We start from the raw sequence: 25,757 nt of genomic DNA on the forward strand, positions 1-25,757 counted from the left end.
ATGATTAGCTCAAGTGCTGAATGCTATCAGCTTGATAGGCTTGATATAAAGTCGTTAAGGTTTCACCCAGCAACATAGGGTCAAAAGGTTTATCGATAACAGCGATAGCGCCAGCATCAAGGTATTGTTGCTTTTCAACTTGTTGAATTTTTGCAGTCATAAATACCACTGGTACTTGCGCTAACTTGGGTAATTGTCGCAAGGCTGCCAATGTTTGCAGCCCATCCATTTGCGGCATCATTACATCTAATAGGATCAGCTGCGGCGAAAAAGCCTCTACTTGCGCTAAAGCACTTTGTCCGCTGTCGCAACTTAATAAGTCAAAACCTGCGACATCAATTAACGCAATTTCTGCTACAGCGCGAATGGACTCATCATCTTCTACATGCATAACCCGCTGTAACGCCATAGCCTTGCCTCTTTAAATTATCTATGTTTTGTGTTGGGTACTTTTGATAAAGCTAGCCTGAAATTGACTTAATTTAAAGTGGCGTTACATTATTTAGTACATATTCGCCAACAGCATTGTTTATCTGCCCCATTATTGCAAGCAGTGTTTACCTCCATAAACTGTTGCATCTAATTTTTAACTCTGTGACTTCGCCAAACTCTGTTGCTCCAGTAAATACACCAGATGTTGATACTCAATACCACTATGCCTGCTTAACCCAATTTCGCAGGTACGGCTGCTGGATACCCCTTGTGAGCACTGACTTACCTGCTCAGCCAAGTTTGACAATGCCGAGGCATTGAGCTCTGGCATAAAAAAGCCTTTATCACCGGCAAAACCGCAACAACTGATGCCGTCAGGGATCACCAACTGCTCAGTACAGGCTGCCACTATTTGCTTAAGTTTTTCAGCCTGGCCCAACTGCGTTGCACTGCAGCTAATATGCAGCGCTATGGGGGTTGATTGTTTGTTTAAGGTCAGTTTGGGTAGCACAAAGTCGCTGATAAAATCGATACTGTCATACAGTTTGATGCGTGAGTCCAGTTTGCCTTTTAACGTTAGGCTGCAGGGGCTGGTATCAGAAAAAACCGGGATTTCGCCATTTTTGGTATGCGTTAATAGCCAGTCATTCAGTTGCTGTTGCTTGGTGGCTTGCGAGGCAAACTGGCCTTTTGATTGAAACGGCATACCGCAGCATTGGCTCGCTAGTCCCTCTGGCATAATAAGTTGGTAACCCGCTTTCGCCAGTAAGTCAGCACTTACCTGCTGTAAACTGCGCGTATCTTTGCTGCCTGCCATCGGCGCCATCACCCTATTACTGCAGCTGCTTAAATAAATCACTGGTTTAAGCGCCGCATCATTTGGCGCTGCAACATCCCTGGCTTTGGCGCTATTGGCTGTAGGCATCGCCTTGTGCCAAAACGGTGTCGCTTTACCAAGTAGCTTGTTGCTAAAGTGCCCTAAGCGCAAGCCAACTCTTGCTAGCCTGGTGATGCCGCCAAAATGGCGGGCGGCAAAACCGGCGAGCGCCTGATAGCCCTGATTATCTGCAGCCCGCAATTGTCGGGTTAAATCGCCGGTGTTAATACCAACCGGACAGGCAGTACTGCACATACCACAGGCGGCACAACTGGCGTTGCCCTGGTATTGATAGTCCTTTGTTAGCGCAGCAAGCTGTTCGCTGTTTTCACCACTAACCGTCAAACGGCTTATTTCGCGCTGTGCCACAATACGCTGGCGTGGCGTTAGGGTCAGCTTGCGCGATGGGCACACCGGTTCGCAAAAACCACATTCAATGCATTTATCTACCAGCGGATTAGTCGCGGGTAAGGCTTTAAGATGCTTTAGATGGATGTTTTTATCCTGGCTTAACACCACATCGGGGTTAAGAATATGCTTGGGATCGAACAGTTTTTTTAACTGCCACATTAATTGATAAGCATCCGTTCCCCACTCCAGCTCAACAAAGGGCGCCATATTACGGCCGGTGCCGTGCTCTGCTTTTAGCGCACCACCAAACTCAACCGCCACTAACTGCGCCACCTCTTGCATAAAGGCTTCGTAACGGGCGACTTGTGTCCGATCGTCAAAGCCCTGGGTAAAGACAAAATGCAGGTTACCCTCTAAGGCATGGCCGAAAATAATGGCTTCATGATAGTGATAGCGATCAAACAATTGCTGCAGCGCCTGCACCCCTTCGGCTAAACGCGCTAATGGAAAGGTGACATCTTCAATAATCACCGTGGTACCGGTTTGTCGCACGGCGCCCACTGCCGGGAAAGTGCCTTTGCGAATAGCCCATAACTGCTCATAGACTTTGGGATCGCTACTAAAATCCACCCGCTGCTCGGTAGGAAAATCGCTTAATAATGCGCTAATGTCGCTAAGCTGCGCTGCCAATGCAGCGGCTGTGGCCGCCCGGCTTTCAATCAATAACGCTGCCGCGCCGTCTGATAAACTGGCGACCCAAGCAGGCAAACCGGGTTTAGCTTGCACCGAACGTAAACTGCGCCGGTCCAGCAGCTCTACTGCCGACACAGGCGCGCTTTTTAATAAGGTCACTGCCTGACAGCAACTAACGATATCAGGAAACACCCAAAGCGCCGACGCTTTGTGTGGATGCTCTGGCACCGTATGATAGGTCACGCTGCTAATAAAGCCGAGGCAGCCTTCTGAGCCCACCATCAGGTGGATCAGAATATCGATGGGATCAGTAAATTCCGTCAGGGCATTGAGCGAAAATCCCATGGTATTTTTTAAACGGTATTTGTGGCGGATTTTTTCACTAAGCTCTGGATTAGCGCGGCATTGTTCGGCCAAGGTTGTAAGCTGCTGCAATAACGCAGCATGGCTTTGCCGGAATGCCGCCACATTTTCGGCATCTTCGGTGTCCAGCACAGTGCCATCGAATAGCACCACCCGCATTCCGGCCAGGGTATTAAAACTGTTTTGCGCCGTGCCGCAGCACATACCGCTGGCATTATTGGCAACGATACCGCCTATTTTGCAGGTGTTAATAGATGCCGGATCTGGGCCTATTTTCCGGCCATAGGGTAACAGCCATTTATTAGCCTGGGCGCCAATCACGCCAGGGCCTAAACGAATTTGCTCACCCAAGCCGCGAATTTGCCGCTGTTGCCAGTTCTCACCCAGTACCAGCAGCACCGAATCGGTGACCGCCTGCCCGGATAAACTGGTACCGGCAGCCCGAAACGTCAGCGCTACTTGATAGCTATTGGCTAACTTCAGCAATTGCGCCACTTCCGCTTCACTTTCCACCCGCAATACCAATTTGGGAATAAGCCGGTAAAAGCTGGCATCAGTACCAAAGGCCAGCGTAGCCAGAGGATCATCAAAATAGCGATCAGTGGGAATAAGCTGCTTAACGGCCTGAATAAACTGCGGGTGCATGCAAACCTCTGGCGACAAATAACCTTAACTTAGATTACCCGATAATAAGACATTAGCGCTGCTTTTGCATAAAATTTTTTAGAAAAAGCCCCTGATTTGGAATAATTTATTCAAAACTAAGGGCTAAAATAACAATATTAAATCAATGTTTTGAATAAGTTTGATCCCAAAAGCATCAAAGCTAGAACATCGACAGCAATAATTAAAACAAAAAATCCGTCGCCAAAAAGTGCGAAGCACGCTCACTGATCATCTGTTTCACAAAGGCAACATCGCCATCCTGATATTTAGTGGCTACCAGCGTCGGGATAGAAAACTGCCGCAGCGCATCGACCACCGAAAGGGTGCCTTCGGCAGAATCTTTGCGGCCATTAAACGGAAAGCTATCTGGTCCGCGTTGGCACTGTGCATTAATATTGATGCGGCCTACCTGATTGGCAAAAATATCCACCAGTTCACCGACCTGCCTGGCATTTTGGCCAAAGATACTGAGCTGCTGCCCAAAATTGGAATTCACCACGTAATCGATTACCTCATCGATATGATCAAAAGGCACTACCGGTACCAGTGGCCCAAATTGCTCTTCGTTATAGAGCCGCATTTGGCTGTTTACCGGATACAGCACCGCCGGGCGAAATAGCGGTCCCGCCGTTTCACCGCCATTGGGGTTTTGCACCGCTGCGCCTTTAGCCAGAGCATCTTGCAGTAATTCGGTTAAAAAAACGGTTTTACCCGGCTCAGGCAAAGGGGTAATGGCTACATCTTTATCCCAAGGCATACCCAGCGGGAGTTTAGCAACGGCAGCTGACAGCTCGGTAACAAAGCGATCGGCAATGCTACGCTCAACAAACAGAATTTTTAATGCCGTGCAGCGCTGACCATTAAAGGATAAGGCACCTGACACTACCTCACTGAGCGTACGCTTAAAATCAGCATCAGCAAAAATAATACCGGGGTTTTTCGCGTCTAAGCCCAGAACAGCACGCAAACGGTGTGGCTTGGGGTGCATCCGTTTTAAATCACTGGCGCCTTTGTTGGTACCGATAAAGGCAAAGAGGTCTATCTTGCCGCTTTCCATTAACACGCCTACGGTTTCCCGGCCACGGCCGTAGATAATATTAATAACGCCAGCTGGAAAGCTTTGCTGAAAGGCTCTTAATAGTGGCTGAATTAATAACACACCGTATTTGGCCGGCTTAAAGATCACGGTATTGCCCATAATCAGCGCTGGGATCAAGGTGGTAAAGGTTTCGTTTAACGGATAGTTAAAAGGCCCCATACAAAGCGCTACGCCCACCGGCACGCGGCGGATTTTGCCCAAGGCACCCTGTTCAATAATAAAATGGCTGGCCGCACGATCTTGCTGTTTTAAAGCGGCAATAGTATCGCGGATATAATCGCAGGTACGGTCAAACTCTTTGGCGGCATCGGTATAGTTTTTACCAATTTCCCACATCAGCAGACGCACCACTTCGCGGCGTTGCTGCTGCATCAACCCTAAAAACTTTTCGACATGACCAATGCGCTGTAATACCGGCATACTTGGCCAATCGCCACGGCCAAGATCATAGGCTTTTACTGCACCGTCTAAGGCCTGCAAGGCGGCGTTGGCATCCAATAAAGGTGTATAACCCAGCAGTACCGGAGACAACTGTGCAGAGGCCCCGGCACCCGAGCGAAATTGCACTGGGCTAATCACCGGGCTCAGTTCACCCGGCCAACTGGCCAGTTCGCCGTTCAGCAAATACTCGCGCTGTTCTATCACCTGTTGCTGTAAAAACTCAGCCGGGATCTCAGCGGCTTGCGGAAACACTGTTGCTATACTCATACCTTACTCCCATTCATATTGTTGATTGCCTGGTTGTAGGGGTACTGTCTGATTCGTCAGATCTCGTTATATCCCCATCATCCTGCAAGCTGCAGCCTGGCTGGCTAGGACTTGCAGAGTTTAGGGTACGGGCTGGGGCTTAGGCCCCGATCCGCAGATATTTGTTGTTACTTTTAATAACTATTGCTAGAACTACTTTTGAAATTGCGAGGGGCGGTTTTTCGTCCAAAAGCCATTAAACTGCTCTTTTGCCACGATAGCGCCGGTATGCTCAACCACAAAACCCGCTAGCCGTGCCGCAAACTTAACCGCGTACTGCGGTGCTATACCGCCTAGCCTGGCGGCTAAATACCCGCCGTTAAAGGAATCACCGGCAGCAGTGGTATCTACTACTTTTTTCACCGGATGCGCCAGCGCAGTAAATTCCTCGCCCTGATAACGACCGCTAATACCGTCTTTGCCATTTTTCACAATAATTTCGCCCACACCCAGTGCCACCAGTTGCGCCACCACCTGCTCGGTAGATTCAGCATCAAACAGCACTTTGTGATCGTCCAAACCCGGCATGGCGACATCCGCCAGCTGATAGGCACGGATAAAGGCCGTTTTCGCCGCATCGGCATTTGGCCACAGCGCAGGCCGGTAGTTAGGATCAAAGATAATTTGGCTACCGGCGGCCTTTAAGCGGCTCACTAACGCGAACAAGTCTTCGCGGTCTTGTTCACTTAAAATTGCCAGCGTAATACCAGAGAAGAAAAACATGTCTGCGCCAGCAAGTTGCTCGTAGGCATGCTGCGCAGCGGCCAGTTGCAGCACCTGCTTGGCCGCTGAGGTATCGCGCCAATACACAAAACTGCGCTCACCAAAAGCATCGGTATTGATCATATAAAGGCCAGGGCGGGCGGTTTTGGTACGAAAAATCAAACTGGTATCAATTTTTTCCCGCTCTACCGCTCGCACTAACTTATCACTAATCAAGTCAGTGCCAACGGCGGTAAAAAATTGCACCTCTACCGGTTGCTCACAGCAGCGTTTTAAATACACCGCGGTGTTAAACACATCGCCGGCAAAAGCCTGGTGATAAACGTTTTCGACCAGCTGAAACAGCTCGACCATGCACTCGCCCATTATGACAATACGTTTGCTCATCGTGTTACTCCTCAGGCTGCTTGCTTTAACTGCAATGCCAGGGCAGTTGCCTGGCGCGATAGTTCAGTGATCAACGTCCAGTCTTGTTCAGCGACGGCTTTTGCTGGTGATACCCAGGAGCCGCCAACCACAAACACATTTTTTAGTGCCAGGTATTCCGATAAATTCTGTTGGCTAATACCGCCCGTAGGGCAAAAGCGCACTTGCTGAAAAATACTACTTAAGGCTTTTAACATCGGTGAGCCACCCGAAAGGTTTGCCGGGAAAAATTTCAGTTCAGTCAGCCCCATTTCCAGCGCCATGGCAATTTCCGAGGGTGTAGAGACGCCCGGTGCTAACGGCAAACCGGTATCCAACATCGCTTGCAGCAAGTTAGGCGTGCTGGCTGGACTTACTAAAAACTGTGAGCCGGCGTTTTTAGCGGCTTGCGCATCTGCCTTGGATAAAATAGTCCCTGCGCCCACTAACAACTGGGGGATTTGTGTGCGAATAGCACTAATACAATCTAAGGCTTTGGTGGTACGTAACACCACTTCGACCGAGCAAATACCACCTTGATACATGGCGTTGGCGATAGCCACTGCTTCGCTCGGCGTTTCTGCCTGAATAATAGGTAATAAGGCAGGGCCTTGCAGTACTTTAGATAACGCCGACATTAAATAGCTCCACTTTTTTTGGCTGGATTTTGGCTAATTGTGTGTTGTGCAACAAACACCGATACGTGTTGATAGGCCGCCATTACGGCTGCTAAAAACTCGCTGTTCAAACTTAACTCTGCAGGAAATACTGCATCTACTGCCAAAAATAATGGCACATCGTGGCTGGCTTTGCCGGTGCACTGCGCAGTGACTGCCAGTAAGGTCTCGGCCAAGGGATCAATCAGCTTTTCTCCTTCGCTGGCGCGGCGGCGGATAAATAAAAACCAAGCAGCTAAACAGCTGCACAGACGCTCAATAGATCGCCCTGCCGTCAGGTTGTCTTTAATGGCTGGTAAAATACGCATTGGTATTTTTTGCGAGCCATCCCAGGCAATTTGCGCTAATAAATGCCGAATAGCCGGGTTACGGAAACGGGCAAATATCTCGGCGCTATATTGCTGTACATCCAGCTCTGCCGGGGCGATAAAGGATGGGATAATCTCTGCGCTAACCATCTGCTGGATTTGTGCTACCAGTTGCTCGTCCTGCATCGCATCAAAAACCGTTTCATAGCCCAGCAAGTAACCGGTATAGGCCAAAGTAGAATGCGGCGCATTTAACAGCCGCAACTTGGCTTTTTCAAAGGCGCTAACGTCGGCGGCATAGATCACGCCAGCTTGCTGCCAGGCTGGCCGCTCGCTGGGTAAAATATCTTCAATCACCCATTGTACAAAAGCTTCACGCTTAATCGGCCAGTTATCAGTTAAGTCGATCTCTGCGGTAACGTTGGTACGCAGTGCATCATCTGTTGCCGGGGTAATGCTATCGACCATAGTGCAAGGGCTAATCAACTGTTGCTCCAGCCAGTTCGCCAGCGCCGGGTCGTTTTGTGCGGCATAGCTAATTAAGGCCCGGCGCAGTTTATGGCCGTTGTCGGTCAGGTTGTCGCAGCTAATCACACAAAAGGGTGCCACATTGGCCTGATAGCGAGCGGCTAAAGCACTGGCTAATAAGCCTATGGCGGTAACAGCCTGGCTATTGCCGCTTAAATCCTGCTGAATTTGCGGATGGTTTAAATCCAATTCACCGGCGGCATTTAAGCAATAGCCTTTTTCAGTAATGGTCATGGTGACATAGCGGGTACTGGAGGCCGTTAAGCGGGCAAACACCGCAGCATATTGCTCGCTGGCAATTAATATTTCCTGCACGCTACCAATAATTTGATAACTGGTTTGGCTATCGAGCACGGCAAGTGTATATAAACCATCTTGCGGCATTAGCGCCTGACTGACATCGGCTGAACGCATCGATACCGCGCTGATGGCCCAATCGCCGCCATATTGCAGCGCTTGATCGGTATAAAAGGCTTGATGGCCGCGGAAAAAAGCGCCGGGGCCTAAATGCACTATGCCAATTTGTGGTTTAACCTCAGCCAGGCGATATGCCGGAACCGGTAATTTGCCGTTTAGGCTGGCGAGTGTGCTATTGCTTAAATGTTCCATAATTTGCCTGCTGTTCACGTTAAGCTTTGTGGCTTCACTCAATAAAGGCATACAAAGACGCCGTAAACCCTTCCATGGGGGCTCCTCTTTGGCATCCATACCAAAGACGCTTTGTTTAGCCTTTACTGAGCTTCGCTGTCGAGGATCCTAGTATCCCCTGACACCCTTTTAACTATTGCAACTGATACGCTTTTTTCACCAAGCCATAAGTCAGCTCATAAGCTAACTCGCCAGCTTCGGCTTCGGTTAGGCGATGCTCTGCTACCAGACCGGCCAGGAAGCGGCAATCAATACGGCGCGCGACGTCGTGCCGTGCCGGAATAGATAAGAAAGCACGAGTGTCGTCGTTAAAGCCTACGGTATTGTAGAAACCGGCAGTTTCCGTGACTTGATGGCGGAAGCGCAGCATACCTTCCGGACTGTCGTGGAACCACCAGGCCGGGCCGAGTTTTAAAGCCGGGTAATGGCCTGCTAATGGCGCCAGTTCACGGGCATAGGTGGTTTCATCCAGCGTAAACAGAATAATGTTCAAGGCGGCTTCGTTACCGTACTTTTGTAATAGCGGCTTTAAGTTGCTAACAAATTCGGTTGGGCTTGGGATGTCTGCACCTTTATCCGGGCCAAAGCGCTCGAAGATCACCTGGTTATGGTTACGGTGCGCACCGGGGTGAATTTGCATAGTCATGCCATCTTGCAGGCTCATCCCTGCCATTTCGGTCAGCATTTGACCACGGAATAATTCTGTTTCAGTTGGCGTTGCAGTACCCGCTAAGCAGCGTTGAAATAGCGCGGCAGCCTCTGCTTCAGGCAAATCGGCGGTAATGGCAGACGGATGACCGTGATCGGTAGCGGTGGCGCCATGTTCACGGAAATAAGCGCGGCGCACCCGTAACGCTTCTAAGTAACCCTGCCAGCTTTGGGTATCTTGCCCGGTTAATTCGCCCAGCTTGGCCACGTTTTGTGCAAAGTCGGCGCGGTCGGCATCAACCACATCATCTGGCCGAAAGGTAGTAATCACCCGCTGCTCAAAGCCAGTGCCTTTTAATTTGGCGTGATGCCGTAAATCATTTAATGCCCCTTCGGTGGTAGCAATTAATTCGATATTAAAGCGATCGAGCAAGGCGCGCGGTTTAAATTCAGGCTTTGCCAGCTGTTCGTTGATGGTGTTGTAGTACAGACCCGCAGTTTCTTCGGTCAGCGTAACGGTTAAACCAAAGACATCATGGAAGACGCTGTCTAACCAAATACGCGAAGGCGTGCCACGGAACAAATAATAATGCTTAGCAAAAATATGGAAAATTTTGCGGTAATCGCTCTCTACCACTGTGCCGTCTTTACGGCGAATACCTAGTTCTTCCAACTTAATACCCTGGCTGTAGAGCATGCGAAAGACATAGTGATCGGGTAATAACAGTAAGGCAGTGGCATTTTCAAAGTTGGCATCATCGGCAAACCAACGCGGATCGGTATGACCGTGCGGGCTAACAATGGGTAAGTCTTTAATTTGCGCGTACAGACGCTGCGCAATAGCACGAACCACCGGATCAGAGGGGAACAACCGATCTGGGTGCAGTTCTAAAGGAAGTGTTTGAGCCATAATATCTTGTCCTGTTTCATATTCAGTAAGCTGTCGCGCCCGCGCTCAGCCGTATTAATGCGTCGTATTGGCTTTAACGTTAAAGCGTTACGCCGTTTTTCCAGATTGCAATTTCCCGGTTGTCCGAGATTTCATTGCGCGTCCGCTGCCCGGACGCCACAGCCACCAGATAACGGAAGAATTCATAAGTAAAATCGGTGGCATCTTGCCCGACGCGCAGCAAGCCACCGGCGTCATAGTCAATCCACTGTGGCTTGCGCCCTGCCAGATTAGAATTGGATGAAATTTTTACTGTTGGCGCCGGAAAACCCAACGGCGTGCCGCGCCCGGTAGTAAATAAAATCAGGGTGGCGCCGGCCGCGGTCAGGGCAGTCGAAGAAACGGCATCGTTACCCGGCCCTTCTAACAGCGTTAACCCCGGTAAGGTGGCTTGTTTGCCATAGCGAATAATTTGATTTACCACTGCCGAGCCGCCTTTTTGAATGGCACCCAGCGATTTTTCTTCCAACGTGGTTAGGCCGCCATCTTTATTGCCCGGGCTAGGGTTTTCATACACAGGCTGCTGGTTGTCGATAAAGTACTGCTTAAAATCATTAACCAGCTGCACTAGATCATGAAATACCTGTTCATTCTGCGCCCGTGCCATAAAGACTTGCTCAGCACCAAACATCTCCGGCGTTTCGGTTAGTAGCACTTTACCGTTAGCGGCCGCCACTAAATCGGCGATACGGCCCACTAGGGCGTTGGCGGTCAGGCCGCTTAAACCATCAGATCCACCGCATTTCATGCCCATTACCAGTTCCGACACCGGACAAGCACTGCGCTGGTCCTGCGCCATCATCGCCAATAACTCGCCAACCGCGGCTAAGCCTTGCTCGACTTCATCTTCCACCTGCTGCGCATTAAAAGCACGAATGCGCTGCGGCTCAACATCCGGGCTGGCCTGCAGCAGCTTTGCCAGCTGATTGTTCTCACAGCCCAAGCCCAAAATCAGCACAGCACCGGCATTGGGATGCTGAATCAGCCCGGCCAGTAACTCCCGGGTATTGCTAAGATCATCGCCGAGCTGCGAGCAACCAAAGGGGTGGGTAAAGGCATGAATACCATCAATATTGGGTAAGTCCAGCAGCTCAGCGAATTCCTTGCGGGCCAATTCGGCCACCCGCATCGCCGCGCGATTGACACAGCCGACCGTATTAATAATCCATAGCTCGTTGCGGGTTCCCACCTTGCCATTGGCACGGCGATAGCCCTGAAATTTGTGTGGCAAGCCAGCAGGAAACGACAGCGGCTGCGCCTGACAACCGGCATATTGATAATCAATAGTGCCGCTTAATGCCGTGGCCAGATTGTGCGAGTGCACCTGGGCACCGGCAGCAATGTCCGCCGTGGCCTTACCAATCGCAAAACCATATTTCACCACGGCCTCGCCTGCGACAATAGGCTTAAGCGCGACCTTGTGGCCAGCCGGAATATCACTGGCAGCGGTGAGCATAGCGTAAGGTTCTGGCAACGACTGCCCAGCTACCAAGGGCTGCAAGGCAACCAAGACATTATCACGCGGATGCACCTGTAACACCTTAAGTTGCTCTGTTACGGTTGCCTCTGGTAAATGAATACTGCAACCGGGTTTCTGCTCTGCTGTCATCTTCTGCTACCTGTTTTGCTGCCTGCTGTCATTCAAGATCGCCCTGCCATTGTCTAGCGGTGGCATTTTTAGTGTAAAAACCGTGCTGCATTTAATGTCGCTCAGCTATATTGTTGCGCAGTTAACGCCGCGCCACGTCCATATTGCGCCATAATTAAATGCTAAAGGGTTTGCCGTTTAAGCTAAGATCCAGCTGGTCTATACCGGCAATATTTTCCAGTACGCCCACCGATGCCACCTGCTTAAAATGCACATGGTGCAAGGTTACACCACTAATCGGCGCCCGCTCAAAACCACGTAATTCAAAAGCACGCTGGGCTTTTTGTACTGTCAGGTTACTGATATGCAGGTTGCGTACTTCTGGCATAAAGTTACCGGCATCGCCTTCTTCGTAATAAAAGTTAATGACGATAGCATCCCGCACTTCGCCAATGTCGATGTCGCGGATATAGACATTCTCAATTAAGCCACCGCGCACTGAGTTGGTTTTAATCCGAATACCGCGGGCTAAATTAGGGCTACTCATGCGGCAACGACGAGCAAAAATATTGCTGGCACCGCCAGAGATTTCGCTACCCAGTACCACACCACCATGGCCTGAGCGCATAATACAATCCTGGATCACCACATTTTGCACCGGCGTCGCCAGGCGGCGACCGTCGTTATTGCGGCCTGATTTTAAGGCAATACAATCATCCCCTGTGTCGAATAAGCAATTCTCAATCAGCACCCGGTTAGAGGACTCTGGGTTGCAGCCATCAGAATTAGGACCATGACTCACACAGTTAACACTGCGGATAATCACATCTTCTGATAGCACCGGGTTAATTAACCAAAAGGGTGAATTACGAATCGTCACCCCTTCAATCAGTACCCGCTTACAGGCATAAGGCTGGATAAAGGGAGGGCGCAGATAATTTTCAGTAAAACTACGTTCTGCAATCGGCGCACCTTGCTCGGCCATTACAAATAATGGCGTGCGGGTTTTCTCCTGGTCAACACTGGCGTCATAGTCCCAGTTACGGCGTTCCCAATTGCCTTTCCAGGGCCACCACGCATCGACTGCGCCATTGCCCTCTAAAATACCTTTACCGGTAACTGCAATATTCTCTTGCTGATAGGCATAAATTAAAGGCGAATAGCCCATCAGTTCCACGCCTTCCCAGCGGGTCACCACATAAGGCAGATAATGCTCGCGATCCGTGTAGAAAGATAAAACTGCATCATCATGCAAATGCAGGTTTACGTTAGATTTAAGATGAATGGCGCCGGTTTCAAAACGTCCGGCCGGTACCACTACCCTACCACCACCAGCGGCAGCACAGGCAGCGATAGCCGCTTTAATAGCGCTAGTATTATCCGCACCCTGTTCAGCCTTAGCACCATAAGCGGTAATTAAAAAATCTTGGGCGGCAAAGCGGGTTGGCTTAATCGCAGCAATAATGTCATCAGCTTGCTGCCACTGCGCTAAATCTGCTGCATCTTTGGCGTGGGTGGCTGTGTTATTCTGGCTCAACGCGGGTAAAGTCTGGCAACCGCTAACCGATAACAGGCCAAGCCCTGCGGAGAATAATCCAAGGGTTTTTACACTGTTTCGTTTTATCAGATCTGTCATCTTGTTTCCTTTGTTGCTGTACAGCGGGAAAAACCGTCACTGTCATCTGTCTTAAGTTCTATAATAACCAATTTGCCACCGGTGGCAAGCATTTCACTAAAAAAATTGCCACCGCTGGCAACTTTTTTAGTGCAGCTTAATTAGTTTTCGGTGTCACTGCTTTGACAACGGCCGGTAGACTCACGCACCACCAAGGTTGGCGCCACTTTTGCTGCCACATTTGCCGCAGCTTTGTGGTTTTGCTCTATCGACATAATCATCTTAGTGGTTGCCAACAACGCCATTTGCCTGACCGGGCGGCGAATAGTGGTTAAGGAGGGCGTTACCCTTGAGGCCAGCATGTTGTCATCAAAACCGGCAACCGACAGTTGCTCAGGCACCTTAATGCCCAGGCTATAGGCGACCTTTAACACTGCGGCGGCCATTTGGTCATTATTCGCAAAGATCGCAGTTGGCCGCTTTATCCGTTGCAATAGTTGTTTGGCACATTCAATACCGGTTTCAAAAGTATTATTGCCTTCTAAAATCATCTCAGCCGGGATCTTTACTCCATATGCCGACAGTCCAAGCTGAAAGCCTTCCATCCGCTCTGTAGAAGACTTGTAGCGCTGCGGCCCACTAATAAAAGCAATTTTTTCATGCCCTAGCTGCGCAAAATAGCGGGCCATTTCTGCTGCGGCCGCGCGATCGTCTGAGACCACTATATGCTCTTGCGTGTCTAATGCCACAGAGCTTAACCGCACATAAGGGCTGCCCGATTCTTTTAAGGCCAAAGCCAGGGTTTCCGACTCTGACACCGGCGGCAATACAATAACGCCATCCAGTTTAGAGCGCCGCATAAAACGCAGACAATCATTCACCAAAGACTCGCTTTGATAGCGGCACGGATGCACTACCAGCTCGTAGCCAAGCGTTGAGCAAACCTCCAGCACCCCACGTTGCACATCATCCAAATACAAGGCATCGGGGTTATCGTAAATAAGGCCCAATAAATAAGAACGGCTGGACGCTAAGCCACGCGCCTGGGCGTTAGGAGCATACTTTAACTCGTTAATCACCTTTTCAACTTTCAGGCGGGTACTTTCGCCCACGCTTAACGAGCCGTTGATCACGCGCGATACGGTTCTTTTTGAGACCCCGGCAATGCGGGCGACATCATTAATGGTTGATTGCTTTTGCATCAATTCGTTTCCGCCTTAATGGCTATTTCTGATTGGCCGCAAGCTGCGGCCGATACACCGTTAACCCAATATCAATGGCTGCTTTTTTTACTTTTTGCGCCACATCAGCAAACTGGTTTCGGGCAAAAATACTGCTGGGTGCGGTGACGGTAATAGCTGCGACCACTGCACCCCGTTCATCGCGAATGGGCGCTGCTAAACAGCGCACATCCTGATGGTATTCTTGATCATCTGTGGCATAACCACGACCTAATATTCGTTGTAATTCTAATTTAAGTTCATCCGGCTCGGCCAGGCTTTGTGCCGTCATGCTTTTAAACAAACCCTGTTCGGCGAGTAGCAGCAAGGCATCAAAATGCAAAAACGCCAAAAACACTTTGCCGGCAGCCGAACAATTAAAGTGCGCTATAGTGCCGGGGCGAGCGGCGATCCGCAAGGGGTTAGGGCTATCACAGACCTCAATGATCAATGCGCCCTCGGCATGCGGCAAACTGAGCTGCGCCGTCATACCGGTACTTAACGCCAATTTTTGTAAGTAAGGCAAGGCCTGTCGGCTCAGTTTACTGGAGCTGACCAAGTTAAAACTCATTTTAAATAGCGAAGCACCCACCTGATAGCGCTTCCCCTGCTTTTCCAGCAATTGCTGCTGGCAAAGCGTTTGCAAAATTCGAAAGGTGGTCGTGCGGGGCACCGACAAGCGCTGCTCCAGCTCGGTCAGGCTTAGTCCCTGTTCCGATTCCGACACCAAAGATAAAATGCGACAGGCATTTGCCAAATTAGGGATCACATAACTTACCATGAGCGCGCTCCTCTGTCTTAGGTTATAAACCAAACAACGCCGGTAAAAACTCGCTGATTGCCGGAATATAAGTCACCAGCATCAGTACCACGAACATCGCCAGATAAAGCGGCATCATAGGTTTAATAATGGCTTCAATGCGGGTTTTGGCGATGGCACAGCTAACGAAAAGCACACTCCCTACCGGAGGGGACACCAAACCAATCGACAGATTCAGCACCATCATAATACCAAAGTGCAACGGACTCATACCGAGCTCGACTGCCACCGGCAAAAAGATTGGGGTAAAAATTAATACTGCCGGTGTCATATCCATAAAGGCACCCACCAACAGTAAAATCAGGTTAATCATTAGCAAAATCAGCAAAGGGTTTTCGCTTAGGGTCAACATAGCCGCACTAATGGTTTGCGGTATTTGCTCGTAAGACAAAATCCACGACATGGCGGATGAGGTGGCAATGAGCGCCAGCACTATCGCCGTGGTTTCAGCCGCTTTCATCATAATGCCGGAAAGCTCAGTCACTTTAACTTCGCGATAAATGCCCACCGCCAGGATCAGCGAATAGACCACAGCGATCGCGCCAGCCTCCGTTGCCGTAAAAATGCCGCCAATAATGCCGCCAATCACTAAAAAAATCATAAACAGGCTGGGTAGTGCCGCCGCCACTTTTTGCACCACCAGTTTCAATGGCAAACGGGCGCCAACCGGATAGCCTTTGATTTTGGCATAACCGGCACACACGGTCATTAAGGCCACGCCCAGCAGAATACCGGGTAAATAACCGGCCACAAAGAGCGCAGCGATAGAGACACCACCACTGGCAATGGCATAGACAATTAAAATATTACTCGGTGGTATTAACATGCCGGTAGTGGCAGCGGCAGCCGTTACCGCTGCGCTGTAATTGACATCGTAGCCCTGCTTTTTCATTTCGGGCAGCATAAAGCTACCAATGGCGGAGGTCGCGGCAACGGCAGAGCCGGAGATGGCGCCAAAAAACATACAGGAGACCACATTCACCAGTGCCAAACCACCCGGCAACATGCCAATTAACGCCATAGCACATTCAATTAGCCGTTTGGCAATACCGCCCCGCCCCATAATCAGCCCGGATAAAATAAAGAACGGAATAGCCAGCAAAGCGAAACTATTGATGCCCCCCGCCATGCGCTGCGCCATAGTGGTCACTGCCGGCACAAAGTCGATGCTAACTAACATGGTGGCCAAGGTCGCTAAACCAATAGAAAAAGTGATAGGGACATTGAGCATTAGCAAGCCAAAGAACACCACTAATAACACAAGAATTGATATTTCCATTAGTGTAGCCCCTCAACTGTTGGCATTGTCTGATCGGTACTTAAGTAATACAGCTGACAGCAACCATAGAACGCAATAAGGCTGCCAGAGAACGGAATAATCATGTAGATGTAGGCCATGCGGATATTAAGCGCGGCCGACATCTGATTAAGCTCATAGGTTAAAGCCACCAGATTACCACCGCCAATCACCATTACCGCGACAGCAAAGACGACAACGGCGCTACTCACTAGCATGGCCAAACGCTGCCGATTGCGCGTATTAAAACGTTGCGTCACAATATCCAAACCCAAATGCACGCCGGTACGATAGGCCAGTGCTGCCCCTAACATGCCAATCCAAATCAGCAAGCAACGGGAGAGCTCTTCGGTAATAGAACTTGGGGTATTGAGCAGATAACGCGACACCACCTGCCAGCCCACAACCAGCACTATGCTTAACATTAAGCTGGCGAGGGTCCATTTTAAAGCACTGTCGATACGGCTAATCAGCTTATTCATTGATAGGCTCCTGCGGCTTGGCTGTGGTTGCACTTAGCTCGGCAATACCTTGTAGCAAAGGGCCAATTTGCGTTTGCAGCATTTGCTGATAAAAGGGCGCAACCGCCAGGCGAAACGGCGCTTTATCGGGATAGATCACTGTTACACCCGCCGCCTTTACCGCTGCCAGGGCTTCTTCCGAGGCTTGATGCCAGGCGGCTTTTTGATAGGCAATCGAATCGTTGGCGGCTTGTTGTACCCACTGCTGCTGCTGTGGCGTTAAATCTTGCCAAACATTCAGGCTCATTATCAGTACATCAGGTACAGCGGTATGTTCATCCAGCGAGAAGTATTTGCTCAGCTCATAATGGCGGGATAAATAGAAACTGGGTGGGTTATTTTCCGCGCCATCCACCACGCCTTGCTGAATGGCGGTATAGAGCTCCCCCCAGTCAATAGGGGTAGCAGCGCCGCCCAGCGCCTCAACCATCCGCACCGCGGTTTGGCTATTAAGCACCCGGAATTTTTTGCCACGTAAATCTGCCGGGGTGTCGATGCGGGTATTGCTGGAATAAAAACTGCGACTGCCGGCGTCATAGTAGCCCAGACCAAACAGGCGTGCCGTTTGGATCTCTTTTAACAGCCCTTGGCCAATGTCACTATCCAGCACCCGCCAAAAATGTTCGTTATCATCAAAAATGTATGGCACGCTAAACACTTGCATTGCCGGTACAAAACCTTCCAGCGGACTGGCCGACACCTTGGTCATCGCCAGGCTACCAATTTGTAACAGCTCTACCAGCTCGCGTTCGTTACCAAGTTGGCCACCACTGTAAATTTCGATGCGCATGCTACCGTCAGAATAATGGGCTAAGCGCTCGCCCATCAAGGCCATGGCTTTATGCACCACATGTTCCTGATCTAGTGTGTGCGCTAATCGAAGGACTTTAACATCCTGTTCAACCTGGCAGCCACTGAGTAAAGTAAGGCTTAACCCAAGCAGCATAGCGCCGACGGCCGACCAGCGGTTTCGTTGTTGTTTCATATTGTTACCCTGTTAATAGTCTTTGCAATTGCCGCCGGTTTTATTCTCTGTAAAGCTCAGCGACACAAGACGGTTAGCTAGCGCATCGCGCTGGCTGGGAATTTATCCATATCATGATAATCCAGGTTCTCACCTGCCATGCCCCAGATAAAAGCATAATTACTGGTGCCGCAACCACTGTGAATAGACCAGGCCGGCGAAACCACTGCTTGCTCATTCGCCACCCAAATATGCCGGGTTTGTTGCGGCTGCCCCATAAAATGGCAAACCCCCTGCTCTTCGGCCAAATCAAAATAAAAATAAGCTTCCATCCGGCGATCATGCTGATGCGCTGGCATGGTATTCCACACACTACCCGGCTTAAGTACCGTTAACCCCATCTGTAACTGGCAGGTTTCAACCACGTCGTTAATCATCAGCTGGTGAATGGCACGCTCATTGGAGGTGGCTTGCGAGCCCATTTGCAACACGGTGCATTTGTCCATCGTCAAATGCTTGGTAGGATAGCTATGATGCGCCGGGGCAGAGTTGAGATAAAATTTAGCAGGGGTGGCACTATCGCTGCTTTGAAAGCTGACATCCATTGCTCCCATGCCGATATAAAGCGCTTCTTTGTTGTGTAGCACATAGTCTTTGCCATCAACTGATACGGTGCCGCTGCCACCGACGTTAATAACCCCCAGCTCGCGGCGCTGTAAAAAGTACTCAGCTTTAAGCGCTTCAACAGTTGCAAGCTTTATCGCAGCTTGCACTGGTACAGCACTACCAACAATCACCCGTTCATAATGGGTGTAGCAAAGCACCAGCTTGTCGGCTTGCATTAAGTTCTCGACCAGAAAATGCTGACGTAATTGTTCGGTATCATATTTTTTAACGTCATCCGGATGTGTGGGATAACGGCTTTCGTAAATAACGGTCATAGTGCAGTCCTTAAAAGTATTCTGAATTTGTGATAAATGCTGTCAGTTAGTTTATTAACGGGCTAACCAGCCGCCATCAACCGCCAATACATGGCCGTTCACGTAATCACTGGCCGGGGAGGCTAAAAACACCGCAGCACCGGCCAAATCCTCTGGCTCGCCCCAGCGGTTTGCCGGGATCCGGGCTAGAATGGCACTGTTGCGCTGTTCATCCGCTTGCAGTGCCGCTGTGTTGTCGGTACGGAAATAACCTGGGGCAATGGCGTTAATCTGAATATTATGCTGCGCCCATTCATTGGCCAGGGCTTTGGTCACACCGGCAATGGCATGTTTACTGGCGGTATAAGCCGGTACAGTAATACCGCCGCTGTATGACAGCATCGAAGCGATATTAATAATTTTACCACTACGGCGTTTAATCATTTCGGCGCCTAACAGTTGCGCTAATAAAAAGGCCGCATCCAAATTTACTGCAATCACTTTGCGCCATTCCGCCATGGGGAACTCATGCGCCGGCGCCCGAAAAATAGTGCCCCCGCAATTGACCAAAATATCGACACTTCCCAGCTGTAACGCTTGGCTAGCGAGTTGCCGGACAGAATGTTCATCTGCCAGATCAGCGACCAACTCTTGCGCCGTACCACCGGCAGCGACAATGCTGTCGACCGTGGCTTGTGCGCCGCCAGCACGCGAGCAGGAACAAAGCACCCGAGCGCCTTTGGCAGCCAAGGCGATTGCTATTGCTTTACCGAGTCCCCGGCTGGCACCGGTAACCAGCGCAGTTTTACCCGCTACTGAAAATAAATCTGTCATTTTTTACTCCTTTTCGCCGCTGTCACTGGCATTTTTTGTTGCCACAAGCTCTGCGTTAATCGGTTAAGCCACTATTAACATTGTTCAAATATGGAACAGAGGCAATTTTTAAAAACCCATCAAAACTATTTAATTCAGCAACTTATTAAAGTTTTACTACTTTCAGCCCTATCAATTAGTGATTTAATTTACATCATTAATTGACAGAATTTAGTACTTGGTGTTAGCTTTTTGCCATCGGTGGCACAAAATTGCAAGCTTTTTTTGCCACCGGTAGACAAAACAGCCTATACAATAACGACATAACAATGTCGCCGAATTATCGACAGGGGAGCAGACAAGTTGCTCCTGACAAAGACGAAAATAGCCAGCATCAATTGGCAACAGACAAACACTCAGGACAAGGTGGACAACATGGCAAACCGCAGAATTTCGAACAGTGCAAACAGCACCTTTCGCCCCTCCAAACTATGCCGGGCTTTAACCCTGGCAGGTTTGGCCACGCTGCTAAGCACGCAGGCCCTGGCGCAAGCTCAGCCAACAGAGCAAACCGAACAACAAAAAGCTGAAGAACAGATTGAAGTTATCTCTGTTGTCGGCAGTTTCCGTGGCAGCTTAGCCAGCGCCCTTAATCAAAAACGTTTTGAAACCGGCGCTACCGATACCATCAAAGCAGAGGATATCGCAGACTTCCCTGATTTAAACCTAGCGGAGTCTCTGCAACGTATTCCGGGTGTGGCCATTAGCCGGGTAGCAGGTGAAGGACGGCAAATTTCGGTCCGGGGTTTAGGCCCAGATTTTACCCGGGTACGCATTAACGGTATGGAAGCGCAATCGACCAGTGGGGGTACTGATGCCATTGGCGGTGCCAACCGTGGCCGAGGTTTTGACTTTAACACCTTCTCATCAGATTTATTTAGCGAGCTAACGGTACGTAAAACTGCCTCTGCCAATGTCGAAGAAGGTTCATTAGGCGCTACCGTTGATTTACGTACTGCCCGCCCCTTTGATTATGATGCACTAACCTTTGCTGCCAACGTACAAGCTGGCTATAACGATAAGTCAGAAGAGATCGATCCGAAAGGCTCTTTTTTATTCAGCAATATTAACGAAGATGGCACCTTTGGTTACTTAATCTCTGCCGCTTTCTCTGAACGTAATATTCAGGATGAAGGCTTCTCAACGGTACGCTGGAATAATGTCAACGATTTTGGCAGCTATCGCGGTGCGACCTCTGGCCCGGAGTTAGACGCCATTAACGAAGGTTTTCGCCCTCGTTTACCGCGTTACGACTCTTACATTCATAATGTAAAACGCACTGGTTTAGCCACAGCGTTAGAGTACCGACCAAGCCAGGAAACCCGTTTTAATCTAGATATTTTATACTCAAAAGACGATTCCACCCGTCAGGAAGCCTTTATGCAAGGCATTCTGAACGGTAATGGCCAAACCGGTCCAATGAATGTATTGGATTACGAAATTGATAATACCAATACCGTTACTTATGCCTCTTTTGAAAACGCGCTGATCCGTAACGAGTTACGCTACGATGAACTTTCTACCGACTTCTTACAGTTCACCCTAAGTGGTCAGCATCAACTTACTGATAACCTAAAAATCGATGCGATGGTTGGCCGGGCGAAATCTGAATTTGATAACCCGATTCAAACCACGGTTGTTATGGAAAAAGGCGGGCAGAACTTTAGCTACGATTACCGCGGCAGCAAGCGCGGCAATCCAGAACTGTTATTTGGTGCTGGTGTATTTGACCCTAACGGCTGGACCACCAACAGCGTGCGTTTGCGCCCACTGGGTGCTGAGAATACCTTTGATAACGCGGCAGTTAATGTCGAATATATCCTTACCGACGCCCTAACCCTGCGCAGCGGCTTACACTATAAGAAGTTTGAGTTTGAAACCCGCGAAGCGCGCCGGCAATCTGAAAATGCGGCAGGTGTAGTGATGAGCCCGGATTTAATTAGGCAATACAGTGCCGGCGTAGGCCCCTATGCTAACTGGTTAGTACCAGACTTAGCCGCTATCGATGCCCGCTATAATATTTATAGCAATACTGGCGCCTTTGCTGTCAGCACCGATTTTCGGCGGGTAGATAACTACTCTGCCGAAGAGAAGACGGTAGGCGCTTATATTCAGTTAGCGTTTGACACTGAGTTTGGCGATACCGGTTTCCGTGGTGATATTGGTGGTCGTTTTATTAAAACGGATCAATCATCTACCGCTTGGGCTACTTTAGGTGGCACGCAGCAGCTGATTACTGCAGATCACGATTACAACGAGTTTTTGCCATCCCTTAACCTGGTGTTTGAACCGATGGATGACGTGATTATCCGCTTTGGTTACGCGGAAGTGTTAGCTCGTGCTGGCTTAGGTAGCATTCGCCCGAACGTGTCAGTATCCGTATCTGGCGGGGCCCGTTCTGTTAGCGGTGGTAACCCAACGTTAGAGCCCACTAAAGCCAAAACTTATGATCTGGGTTTAGAGCTGTACTTCGACAACGAATCACTGTTAGGTGTAGCGCTATTCCGGAAAAATATCGACAGCTATGTGCAAGGTTTACGTGAAACCAAACTCTTTACCGACACCGGCTTACCTATTCAAGCCGCTATTGACGCCTGTAATGCGGGTCCGGGCTATGGTACAGATTGTAACGAAAACATTGAATGGCAAACCAACACGCCATTAAATGGCCCTGGTGGCAACCTGTACGGCTTTGAAATTCAGTACCAGATGCCATTTAGCTTCTTACCTGAGTTTTGGAACCGCTTTGGTTTTATCGGTAACTACACCTATGTTAAAGCGCAAATGGACTACATCAACAATACCGGTGTAGTGCTGGCCACCCGCGATTTACAAGGTTTATCAGAAGCTACCCGCAGTGCGACACTTTACTATGAAGATGATAAGTTCGCAGCACGGGTATCATTAGCGGATCGCTCTAAGTATCTGACCAATGCCATTGGTCGTGACAATAACGATATGGAAGGCACCAACGCTACCCGGAATATTGATGCATCGTTATCTTATCAGCTAACCGATAACTGGAAAGTCACCTTCGAAGCGCTGAACCTGACAAACGAAGTGGATGATCAGTGGGTTGATTCTAGCGGTAATCGCTTAACTTACTACCATGCGACGGGTCGTCAATACTATCTGGGTGCTCAGTATAAGTTCTAAGCATGTATAGCGGCTAAAGGTGATACTTTGGCCGCCTTTCTATCCGTCATTTTTAAATGATTCTACTATCGCGTGCCACGGAAGGTCCGATTTTTCGGCAGGGATCACTGAATTAAAAACAGGGTTATTATTGTGAACAAGCGTATCTCTCACTCTCTTCCTATTCTTACGCTCAGCAGCTTGTTATTCGCCTGTGGTCAGCAACAAGCACCAGAAACGGTGAGCTCGCCAAATGCCAGCCCAACCATAACAGCAGCGGTTGCTACTATTGAAATCGCCAATCCCTCTGAGTTTGCCCGACCCCAACAACCGCTTTATTTTAGTTATCAAGATTTGGGTTTAACGGCCGAGCAAGCCACCGCACTAGTCGCCCGGGTAAACAGTAAGCTGGTGCCGTCGCAGCATATTGACCGTAGCGGCGATGGTAACGCTGACACCCTGTTTGTTGCCTTGGATTTTGCCGCGACTGAGCGCAAGCAACTGGCAATTTATGACGACGCTGCAGCCTTAACGCAAAGCAACTGGCCGGTACAAACCCAGGCTGAGATCTCGCATAAAATTGGCGGCGAATGGCAAGACGCTAAGTATATCGGTGGCACCTTTCAAAACGTCAGTACGCTGACACCGCCGCCGCAGTATACCGATCACTCTGAATGGATCCGCTATGAAGGCCCCGGCATTGAGTCAGATAAGGTGGGCTACCGTATTTATCTTGATTGGCGTAATGGCTTTGATATTTTTGGTAAAAAAACCAGCGATATGGTGCTGCAACAGGTAGGACTGGATGGCTACAAGTCATACCATGACATGGCCGACTGGGGCATGGATATCTTAAAAGTGGGTAAATCACTTGGCGCTGGTGGCTATGGTTACTGGGATGGTCAGCAAGTACAGCTGGTTTCCAAAGTCGGCCAGCATACGGCAACGGTTACTAATAATGGTCCGCTTTATTCTGCACTTCAGATTGCATACCAAGATTGGCAGATAGCCGATAAAACGCTAACGCTTACAGCAGACTTATCGATGACCGCTGGCAGCCGTTTAGTGCATACCCGGCTAAACCTATCCGATAATCTCGACAATATTGCAGTGGGCCTGGTTAAACTACCAGATACCCAAGTCATCCAAGGCAATGTTGACATTACCGGCCATGCCTGGACTTACTTAGCGACCTTTGGTAACCAGAGTTTGTCGGCTCCCGACAGTAAACTGGGTATGGCAGTGCTGTTTAAACGCGGTACCTTACTGCAGCAAACCAGTGATGATAACAGCAATGTGGCGGTGCTGCGCCCGGCCGGTAAGGCCTTAGAATACTATTTCCTGGCGGCCTGGGATGGTGAAGCCAACGGCATTAGTACCGAAGCAGAGTTTATTGCTTATTTAGAACAACAGGTTGAAGCTTTAACCTTAACGCCCAGAATGCGGTATAGCACAGCTGCGACACAAGCTGCGTTAGCTACGCCACTTACCGCAGAGCGGGCGCTGTACTGGGGTGAACAATTGGCCTCCAGTGAAATGATCCGCCAAACCCCCTACTATGCTTACGGTGGTTGGGACTTTGAACGCAGCCGGCCAGCAACCTTTGAGTACACTACCGGTCTATTACTGCAAGCCTATGATGATTTGTTGCAGCTAAAACCGAACCCGGAGTGGCAACAAGTGATTAGCGATGTCGTAAACTCTTTTGTGGCTGAAGATGGCAATATTCATACCTACGATATCAACAAATATAATATCGATAGCCTGAACACCGGCAATATGCTGCTACGTGATTACCTGCGTAACCCGACCGAAAAAGCCCGTAAAGCCCTGGATCTATTACGTCGTCAGGTAGAGGAGCATCCACGCACTGCGGGTGGAGCTTTCTGGCATAAAAAAATCTACCCGCATCAACTCTGGTTAGATGGGGTGTATATGGGCATGCCCTTCTATGCTTTCTACACCTCAGAATTTGAAAATGGTAAAGGCTTAGCCGAAGTGGTCAAGGAATTTACCTTAACCCGTGAACTGCTGCGCGATCCAAAAACCGGGCTGTACTTCCATGCCTGGGATGAGTCGAAACAAAAAGGCTGGGCCGATAAAGAAACCGGGCTATCACCCCATTTTTGGAGCCGCGGTCAAGGCTGGTTAACCATGGCACTGGTCGATGTGCTGGACTTCATTCCAGTTGAAAACACTGAGCTGCGCGCCCCTTTACTACAAATGATCACAGAATTGGCTGAAACCCTGAAACAATACCAACACGAAAGTGGTACTTGGTATCAGATCTTAGATATGCCTGAAGCTCCGGGAAATTATTTAGAGTCATCAGGTAGTGCCATGTACGCCTACTTTTTTGCTAAAGCATTAAATAAAGGCTACCTGCCAGCGAGCTATCAAGACACTGCTATCAAGGCGTTTAATGGCTTGTTGCAGGAATTTATTCTGGTACACCCCGACGATACCATTAGTTTAATTAACACGGTACAGGTGGCAGGGTTAGGCTTTGGTCGGGATGGCAGCTACCACTACTATATGAGTGAGCCAGTATTTCGTAACGATGCCAAAGCCAATGGCCCCTTTATTATGGCGGCAGTACAAATGGCAACACTACTGGGCTATAAAGCGCCCTAAGGCTGACTTTGTTTAATACTCTCTGGGTAAAGAGGTAAGCACCTCTCCTGTAGTTT

Annotated in this window: 18 protein-coding genes; 2 read left to right on the forward strand and 16 right to left on the reverse strand. The window is 49.5% G+C overall.

Annotated elements, in window-relative coordinates:
* Positions 1-4: 4 nt before the first annotated feature.
* From IE163_RS13680 to IE163_RS13755, 16 genes are all read right to left on the reverse strand, one after another.
* Complete coding sequence (locus IE163_RS13680; RefSeq protein WP_189433539.1) at positions 5-409, reverse strand: response regulator; 405 nt, start codon at positions 407-409, stop codon at positions 5-7.
* Between the two features lie 177 nt (positions 410-586).
* The gene (locus IE163_RS13685) at positions 587-3,361 is read right to left on the reverse strand and encodes an FAD-binding and (Fe-S)-binding domain-containing protein (protein WP_189433540.1); all 2,775 of its coding nucleotides are present in this window, start codon (positions 3,359-3,361) and stop codon (positions 587-589) included.
* 202 nt (positions 3,362-3,563) lie between these two features.
* Entirely contained in the window at positions 3,564-5,189 is a 1,626-nt protein-coding gene (locus IE163_RS13690; RefSeq protein ID WP_189433541.1) for an NADP-dependent glyceraldehyde-3-phosphate dehydrogenase, read from the reverse strand.
* Positions 5,190-5,381: 192 nt separating this feature from the next.
* The gene (locus tag IE163_RS13695; RefSeq protein ID WP_189433542.1) at positions 5,382-6,338 is read right to left on the reverse strand and encodes a sugar kinase; all 957 of its coding nucleotides are present in this window, start codon (positions 6,336-6,338) and stop codon (positions 5,382-5,384) included.
* 11 nt (positions 6,339-6,349) lie between these two features.
* Positions 6,350-6,994, reverse strand: coding sequence for a bifunctional 4-hydroxy-2-oxoglutarate aldolase/2-dehydro-3-deoxy-phosphogluconate aldolase (gene eda, locus IE163_RS13700; RefSeq protein WP_189433543.1), 645 nt, complete (start codon positions 6,992-6,994; stop codon positions 6,350-6,352).
* A complete protein-coding gene (locus tag IE163_RS13705) occupies positions 6,994-8,478 on the reverse strand; it encodes a mannitol dehydrogenase family protein (protein ID WP_189433544.1) in 1,485 nt (494 codons plus the stop codon). Before IE163_RS13705 ends, eda begins: the two co-directional genes overlap by 1 nt.
* Before the next feature lie 172 nt (positions 8,479-8,650).
* Positions 8,651-10,075 (reverse strand): glucuronate isomerase, encoded by a 1,425-nt coding sequence (gene uxaC / locus IE163_RS13710; protein WP_189433545.1) that lies wholly within the window; start codon positions 10,073-10,075, stop codon positions 8,651-8,653.
* A 79-nt stretch (positions 10,076-10,154) separates the two neighbouring features.
* Positions 10,155-11,723 (reverse strand): UxaA family hydrolase, encoded by a 1,569-nt coding sequence (locus IE163_RS13715; protein WP_189433546.1) that lies wholly within the window; start codon positions 11,721-11,723, stop codon positions 10,155-10,157.
* 154 nt (positions 11,724-11,877) lie between these two features.
* Positions 11,878-13,338, reverse strand: coding sequence for a glycoside hydrolase family 28 protein (locus IE163_RS13720; RefSeq protein ID WP_189433547.1), 1,461 nt, complete (start codon positions 13,336-13,338; stop codon positions 11,878-11,880).
* A gap of 140 nt (positions 13,339-13,478) precedes the next feature.
* A complete protein-coding gene (locus IE163_RS13725) occupies positions 13,479-14,519 on the reverse strand; it encodes a LacI family DNA-binding transcriptional regulator (RefSeq protein ID WP_189433548.1) in 1,041 nt (346 codons plus the stop codon).
* Between the two features lie 22 nt (positions 14,520-14,541).
* Positions 14,542-15,318 carry an IclR family transcriptional regulator gene (locus IE163_RS13730; RefSeq protein WP_189433549.1) on the reverse strand — a complete coding sequence of 259 codons (777 nt, stop codon included), beginning with the start codon at positions 15,316-15,318 and terminating at the stop codon, positions 14,542-14,544.
* 22 nt (positions 15,319-15,340) lie between these two features.
* Entirely contained in the window at positions 15,341-16,636 is a 1,296-nt protein-coding gene (locus IE163_RS13735) for a TRAP transporter large permease (RefSeq protein WP_189433550.1), read from the reverse strand.
* Positions 16,636-17,136, reverse strand: coding sequence for a TRAP transporter small permease (locus IE163_RS13740; RefSeq protein WP_189433551.1), 501 nt, complete (start codon positions 17,134-17,136; stop codon positions 16,636-16,638). The genes IE163_RS13735 and IE163_RS13740 overlap by 1 nt, the downstream gene beginning before the upstream one ends.
* Complete coding sequence (locus IE163_RS13745; RefSeq protein ID WP_373297896.1) at positions 17,129-18,160, reverse strand: TRAP transporter substrate-binding protein; 1,032 nt, start codon at positions 18,158-18,160, stop codon at positions 17,129-17,131. Before IE163_RS13745 ends, IE163_RS13740 begins: the two co-directional genes overlap by 8 nt.
* A gap of 77 nt (positions 18,161-18,237) precedes the next feature.
* A complete protein-coding gene (gene kduI / locus IE163_RS13750; protein ID WP_189433552.1) occupies positions 18,238-19,080 on the reverse strand; it encodes a 5-dehydro-4-deoxy-D-glucuronate isomerase in 843 nt (280 codons plus the stop codon).
* A gap of 54 nt (positions 19,081-19,134) precedes the next feature.
* Positions 19,135-19,893: an SDR family oxidoreductase gene (locus tag IE163_RS13755; protein ID WP_189433553.1), complete on the reverse strand. Its 759-nt coding sequence runs from the start codon at positions 19,891-19,893 to the stop codon at positions 19,135-19,137.
* Positions 19,894-20,307: 414 nt separating this feature from the next.
* Between IE163_RS13755 and IE163_RS13760 the strand changes: the two genes are divergently transcribed.
* Both IE163_RS13760 and IE163_RS13765 read left to right on the forward strand, forming a co-directional pair.
* The gene (locus tag IE163_RS13760; protein ID WP_189433554.1) at positions 20,308-23,088 is read left to right on the forward strand and encodes a TonB-dependent receptor; all 2,781 of its coding nucleotides are present in this window, start codon (positions 20,308-20,310) and stop codon (positions 23,086-23,088) included.
* Between the two features lie 132 nt (positions 23,089-23,220).
* On the forward strand, positions 23,221-25,701 hold the full coding sequence (locus tag IE163_RS13765; protein WP_189433555.1) for a glycoside hydrolase family 88 protein: 2,481 nt from the start codon (positions 23,221-23,223) through the stop codon (positions 25,699-25,701).
* The last annotated feature ends 56 nt before the right edge of the window (positions 25,702-25,757 follow it).

This window comes from Alishewanella longhuensis (assembly GCF_014653435.1).
GTDB lineage: Bacteria > Pseudomonadota > Gammaproteobacteria > Enterobacterales > Alteromonadaceae > Alishewanella > Alishewanella longhuensis.

What these genes read in the sequence shown, in the direction of transcription:
- IE163_RS13735 (WP_189433550.1), bottom strand. Translation starts at nt 16,636, where the DNA reads ATGGAAATATCAATTCTTGTGTTATTAGTGGTGTTCTTTGGCTTGCTA.
- IE163_RS13680 (WP_189433539.1), bottom strand. Translation starts at nt 409, where the DNA reads ATGGCGTTACAGCGGGTTATGCATGTAGAAGATGATGAGTCCATTCGC.
- IE163_RS13705 (WP_189433544.1), bottom strand. Translation starts at nt 8,478, where the DNA reads ATGGAACATTTAAGCAATAGCACACTCGCCAGCCTAAACGGCAAATTA.
- IE163_RS13755 (WP_189433553.1), bottom strand. Translation starts at nt 19,893, where the DNA reads ATGACAGATTTATTTTCAGTAGCGGGTAAAACTGCGCTGGTTACCGGT.
- IE163_RS13760 (WP_189433554.1), top strand. Translation starts at nt 20,308, where the DNA reads ATGGCAAACCGCAGAATTTCGAACAGTGCAAACAGCACCTTTCGCCCC.
- uxaC (WP_189433545.1), bottom strand. Translation starts at nt 10,075, where the DNA reads ATGGCTCAAACACTTCCTTTAGAACTGCACCCAGATCGGTTGTTCCCC.
- IE163_RS13740 (WP_189433551.1), bottom strand. Translation starts at nt 17,136, where the DNA reads ATGAATAAGCTGATTAGCCGTATCGACAGTGCTTTAAAATGGACCCTC.
- eda (WP_189433543.1), bottom strand. Translation starts at nt 6,994, where the DNA reads ATGTCGGCGTTATCTAAAGTACTGCAAGGCCCTGCCTTATTACCTATT.
- kduI (WP_189433552.1), bottom strand. Translation starts at nt 19,080, where the DNA reads ATGACCGTTATTTACGAAAGCCGTTATCCCACACATCCGGATGACGTT.
- IE163_RS13745 (WP_373297896.1), bottom strand. Translation starts at nt 18,160, where the DNA reads ATGAAACAACAACGAAACCGCTGGTCGGCCGTCGGCGCTATGCTGCTT.
- IE163_RS13690 (WP_189433541.1), bottom strand. Translation starts at nt 5,189, where the DNA reads ATGAGTATAGCAACAGTGTTTCCGCAAGCCGCTGAGATCCCGGCTGAG.
- IE163_RS13720 (WP_189433547.1), bottom strand. Translation starts at nt 13,338, where the DNA reads ATGACAGATCTGATAAAACGAAACAGTGTAAAAACCCTTGGATTATTC.
- IE163_RS13685 (WP_189433540.1), bottom strand. Translation starts at nt 3,361, where the DNA reads ATGCACCCGCAGTTTATTCAGGCCGTTAAGCAGCTTATTCCCACTGAT.
- IE163_RS13730 (WP_189433549.1), bottom strand. Translation starts at nt 15,318, where the DNA reads ATGGTAAGTTATGTGATCCCTAATTTGGCAAATGCCTGTCGCATTTTA.
- IE163_RS13695 (WP_189433542.1), bottom strand. Translation starts at nt 6,338, where the DNA reads ATGAGCAAACGTATTGTCATAATGGGCGAGTGCATGGTCGAGCTGTTT.
- IE163_RS13725 (WP_189433548.1), bottom strand. Translation starts at nt 14,519, where the DNA reads ATGCAAAAGCAATCAACCATTAATGATGTCGCCCGCATTGCCGGGGTC.
- IE163_RS13715 (WP_189433546.1), bottom strand. Translation starts at nt 11,723, where the DNA reads ATGACAGCAGAGCAGAAACCCGGTTGCAGTATTCATTTACCAGAGGCA.